The organism is Pseudoduganella sp. RAF53_2, assembly GCF_052113985.1.
In the GTDB taxonomy this organism is placed as follows: Bacteria; Pseudomonadota; Gammaproteobacteria; order Burkholderiales; family Burkholderiaceae_D; genus Rugamonas.
In genome coordinates this window covers 1-3,951 of record NZ_JBFRDW010000582.1, presented here as the reverse complement: position 1 = coordinate 3,951, position 3,951 = coordinate 1, and the positions used below count along the sequence as shown (strand labels likewise).

At 60.8% G+C, this 3,951-nt stretch carries 3 protein-coding genes; 2 read left to right on the top strand and 1 reads right to left on the bottom strand.

Annotation, left to right across the window (positions count from 1 at the left end; all coding sequences use genetic code 11):
- On the top strand, positions 1 to 1,441 hold a 1,441-nt coding region (locus tag AB4Z11_RS25835; protein ID WP_442028669.1), incomplete at its 5' end, for an alpha-amylase family glycosyl hydrolase.
- A 163-nt stretch (positions 1,442 to 1,604) separates the two neighbouring features.
- On the top strand, positions 1,605 to 3,515 hold the full coding sequence (gene secD, locus AB4Z11_RS25830; RefSeq protein WP_442028667.1) for a protein translocase subunit SecD: 1,911 nt from the start codon (positions 1,605 to 1,607) through the stop codon (positions 3,513 to 3,515).
- Here the strand turns inward: secD and AB4Z11_RS25825 are convergent.
- Positions 3,478 to 3,951: SDR family oxidoreductase (locus tag AB4Z11_RS25825; RefSeq protein ID WP_442028665.1), on the bottom strand; the 474-nt coding region annotated here is incomplete at its 5' end. The genes secD and AB4Z11_RS25825 overlap by 38 nt on opposite strands.

Sequence of the window (3,951 nt, the reverse complement as noted above, 5' to 3'; positions counted from 1 at the left end):
CACATACATGAAGGCCGCGATCAAGGTCTGGCTGGACCTGGGCATCGACGGCATCCGCATGGACGCGGTGAAGCATATGCCCTTCGGCTGGCAAAAGAACTTCATGGCTTACGTCCAGAGTTACAAGCCGGTATTCACCTTCGGCGAGTGGTTCCTCAGCCCGGACGAAGTCGATCCCGCCAACCATTACTTCGCGAATCGCAGTGGTATGAGCCTGCTGGACTTCGAATTCGCCCAGCGGGTGCGCCAGGTGTTCAAGGACGGCACGTCGAACATGACGTCGCTGAATCAGATGATCACCGATACCTCCAGCCAGTATTCGCATGTGGGCGACCAGGTGACCTTTATCGACAACCACGATATGCCGCGCTTCCAGGTATCCGGCGCCAGTGGACGCAAGCTGGAACAGGCGCTCGCCTTCACGCTGACTTCGCGCGGTGTACCGGCGATTTACTATGGCACCGAGCAGTATATGCAGGGCACGGGCGATCCCGACAACCGCGCGATGATGACGTCCTTCGCCAACACCACCACGGCGTACAAGATGATTGCGCGCCTGGCGCCGCTGCGCAAATCCAATCCCGCCATCGCTTACGGCACCACACAGCAGCGCTGGGTGAATAACGATGTGCTGATCTATGAGCGCAACTTCGGCGGCAATGTGGCGGTGGTGGCAATCAATCGCAATCTGTCGACTGCGACGCCGATTTCCGGCTTCATCGCGGGTTTGCCCGCCGGCACTTATACCGATGTGCTGAATGGCCTGGGACTGAATGGCAATAACATCACCGTTGCGTCCAACGGCGCGGTCAGCAACTTCACGCTGGCTGCCGGTGCGGTCGCGGTGTGGCAGTTCGCGGCGGCTTCGACTTCGCCGAAACTGGGGCACGTTGGGCCGAATATGTCCATGCCGGGCAAGACCGTCACCATCGACGGCCGCGGCTTCGGTGCGACGGCGGGTACGGTGAAGTTTGGGACGACTTCGGTAAGCGGCGCCAATATCCTCTCGTGGGAAGACACGCAGATCAAGGCGCTGGTGCCGAGCGTGGCCGCGGGCTTGTACAACGTCAGCGTTGTGACTTCCGGCGCCGTCAGCAGCGACACATGGGGCACTTTCGAAATTCTCTCCGGCCCGCAAATCAGCCTGCGCTTTGTCGTCAACAACGCGACGACGGTGTCGGGCGAGAACGTCTACCTGACCGGTGACAAATTCGAATTGACCAACTGGAGCGATACTGCACCGCTTGGCGCGCTGTTCAATCAGGTCGTCTACAGCTACCCGACCTGGTACACCGACGTCAGCGTCCCCGCCTCTTCCACGATCAGCTTCAAATTCCTGAAGAAGAGCGCCAACCCCACCGTGTGGGAAGGCGGCAGCAACCATACCTTCACCACGCCCGCCAGCGGCACGGCCACAGTGAACGTCAACTGGCAGCCTTAACGCCAAGGCGCCGCTGCCTCAGCGCAGCGGCGCTTCCCCACCTTCACTCGCAGCGCCATTTATTTTTTTCTAACCCCCCTTGGAATTTCCAGATGCCAGCCACAGCTTGTGGCTGCGCGCAGTAGTAGTCGGCTTCTTCTTTAACAAACCAACTAAAAGAGACATGAACCGCTATCCTGTCTGGAAATACATCGTCATTGCCGTCATCGTGCTACTGGGCGCACTCTTCACGGCACCAAACTATTTCGGCGACTCGCCTGCGCTGCAGATCACCAGCGGCAAAGCCACCGTTAAGGTCAGCTCCGCTATGGCGGGCCAAGTGGAGGCAGCACTCAAGAAGAACAACATCAGGCAGGACGGCATCGCCTTCGATTCGGGCGCCACTCAATCGGTAAAGGTGCGCTTCCCGGACACCGACGCCCAGTTCAAGGCCCGTCTGGCGCTGGACAAAGCGCTGAATCCAGACCCCGATGATCCAAACTATGTCGTCACCGCCAATCTGATCTCGAACGCGCCGCATTGGATGCATACGCTGGGCGCATTCCCGATGTACCTCGGCCTGGACCTGCGCGGCGGCGCGCACTTCCTGCTGCAGGTCGATACCAAGGCCGTGCTGAACAAGCGCATCCAGAGCATACAAGCGACCGTGCGCACGCAGCTACGCGACAAGAACGTGCGTCACGCGGGGATAGATCGCGTGGGCAACGCCGTGATCATCAAGTTCCGCGACGACGCCGCGCGCCAGGCAGCAAAAGCCATACTGGGCGATCAACAGCCCGACCTGCTGATCAACGAGGGCACGGACGGTAACGACCTGAAGCTGACCGTCACCATCAAGCCCGCAGCGCTGAAGGCCATGATGGACAACGGCATACAGCAAAACATCACCACCCTGAGCAAGCGTGTGAATCAGTTGGGCGTGGCCGAACCGATCATCCAGCAGCAAGGCGCCGACCGCATCGTCGTGCAGCTGCCGGGCGAACAGGACGTGACACGCGCCAAAGCCATCATCGGCCGCACTGCCACTTTGGAAATCCGCATGGTGGACGAATCCATCACACGCGGCACCGAAGCCACGGCGACCATCCCCACGGACTCCGAGCTATTCACGGCAGGAAAAGACGCGCCAGTCGTGCTGTACAAAGACATCGTCCTGACCGGCGACTACATCACAGGCGCCACGCCAACGCTGGACGAAAACAACCAGCCGGCTGTCGTGGTGGATCTGAACGGCGAAGGCAGCCGCAAGATACGCGAGGCGACCCGCGACCGTGTCGGCAAGAAGATGGCCATTGTGCTGTATGAGAAGGGCAAACCGGAAGTATTGAATGTCGCCGTCATTCAGTCTGAACTCGGAAACGCCTTCCGCATCAGCGGCATGGGCAGCATGGAAAATTCCCGCGAACTCGCACTGCTTCTGCGCGCTGGCGCGCTGTATGCCCCGATGGACGTTATCGAAGAGCGCACCATCGGTCCGCAACTCGGCGCCGAGAACATCGCCAAAGGCTATCACTCCACGCTGTACGGCTTTGCAGCGATCGCGGTTTTCATGATTGCTTACTATGCGCTGTTCGGCTTCTTCAGCGTATTGGCACTGGGCATCAACGTCCTGCTGCTGATCGCCATCCTGTCGATGATGCAGGCAACGCTGACGTTACCGGGCATCGCGGCAATCGCCCTGGCACTCGGCATGGCGATCGATGCCAACGTGCTGATTAACGAACRCATCCGCGAAGAGCTGCGCAACGGCGCCAATCCGCAGGCCGCAATCGCCACTGGCTTCAGCCATGCGTGGCGCACCATTCTGGACTCCAACGTGACTACACTGATCGTCGGCCTGGCGTTGCTGATATTCGGCTCCGGTCCGGTGCGCGGCTTCGCGGTGGTGCACTGCCTGGGCATCCTGACGTCGATGTTCTCCGCAGTCTTCGTCTCGCGCGGCGTCGTGAATCTGTGGTACGGCCGCAAGAAGAAGCTGAAATCGCTGTCCATCGGTACGGTGTGGACGCCCAAGGCAGATGTGGACCGGTCCGAAATCAGGCAATCGCCCCGCCGCCATCCACCAGTACCGTAGACCCGGTGGCATAAGGCGTCGTCACCAGATAGGTGATGGCGTTGGCGATGTCTTCCGGTTGCCCGACCCGCTGCGCAGGCAAGCGTACGGCCGCACCTTCATACATGGCCTCGCGCTTCTCCTCGCTCAGGCCAGCCCACAATGGCGTGGCGACCAGCCCCGGTGACACGGCATTCACACGCACTGGCGACAGCTCCAGCGCCAGCCCGCGAGTGAGCGCCTCCAGCGCGGCATTGATCGCGCCTTGCAGCACGGAGGTCTTGCTCGGGCGGACACTGAGGAAGCCCGACACAAGGGTCAGCGATCCGCCTTGGCGAATCCTGGCCGCACGCGCCACGCGATAAGCGCCCCAGAACTTGCTGTTCATGGCCGCGTAAGCATCGACCAGAGCCAGCTGCTTCACCGGACCGGACGCCGTTTGTGCAGCGGAAACCAC